Raw genomic sequence first — 963 nt, 5'->3', positions numbered from 1 at the left:
CAAGCCACCGAACACACAGCAGCCAGAACCCAAGCCCAACACGTCGCAGAATCACAGGACCGAACGGGATGCGGAAATTTAGGCTAGGCGGAACCGCAAGTGCCTCAAATGAACGAATTTTTAATCCGACGAGTTTGTTTCTTCCGTGTATTTTAAGACAAACCAACATCAATTTGAAGACTTGAAGAAACGATGATCAACACGAAGGAACTTGCAACCCAGATAGAAATTGCTCTGACAGAAGTGAGTGGTGACAGCAAAGGGATTCTATCTATAGGGCGACGCATGAAGATTTATGTCGCAATGATTGACGATCGCAATGCGGAGCGATCTTATCGAATTCGTATTTCCTTGCAAGGGGAATGTGTGCGCCACGTTCAGCATCTATGGGCCACGGCATTTCCCGACAATTCATCGTTAGATGACATGCTGATCCTGGCTCGCCAGGTCGTTCAAAGGCAAGCTTGGCCCGATCAAGCGGAAATGGAAGCTTACCGTTTTTTCCAGAGTTTTGACAGGGTTGCCGTAAATCCCGCCAATGATCGCGCTATAATGGTCGCCGACGCGGCTCAACAACTCGTTATATCCGCTTGTTACCCTGACCCGTACGCGGATATCGATGAAACTTTAGAGGATGATGACGAGCTCCTGCCAGACTCCTTAGACTGTAGTTATGCATGCGCATGCGCAGTTGCCGGCGGCATGAACTGGAGAACTGCCGCCGAAGTAGATGTTGAGGCTCGACGATCATTCTGGTTGTGGTATCTCAATGAAGCCATTCCGTCGGCGCTTAGGGGGTGAGAAATCGCTGTGAAACAGATAGGTTCGCCATAAACGGATGATGCTTGGATGTGATTCAGTCGACGTCAGCAATTAGAGACCAGCAGTTCCGTTTCTACCCTGTTGATGAGAGGGTGGTGATCGTCCGCACTATCGCCGAGCACAGGTGGCCCATGACCATCA

Annotated in this window: 1 protein-coding gene; it reads left to right on the top strand. The window is 49.9% G+C overall.

Annotation, left to right across the window (positions count from 1 at the left end; translation table 11 throughout):
* Positions 1 to 192: 192 nt before the first annotated feature.
* On the top strand, positions 193 to 801 hold the full coding sequence (locus HMPREF9056_RS13900; protein ID WP_087942283.1) for an Imm5 family immunity protein: 609 nt from the start codon (positions 193 to 195) through the stop codon (positions 799 to 801).
* The last annotated feature ends 162 nt before the right edge of the window (positions 802 to 963 follow it).

This window comes from Actinomyces sp. oral taxon 170 str. F0386 (assembly GCF_000195595.1).
GTDB lineage: Bacteria > Actinomycetota > Actinomycetes > Actinomycetales > Actinomycetaceae > Actinomyces.
This window is presented reverse-complemented; position numbering and strand designations above follow the sequence as displayed.

Excerpts from the sequence above, each read along its gene's own strand:
- HMPREF9056_RS13900 (WP_087942283.1), top strand. The coding sequence starts at position 193 with ATGATCAACACGAAGGAACTTGCAACCCAGATAGAAATTGCTCTGACA.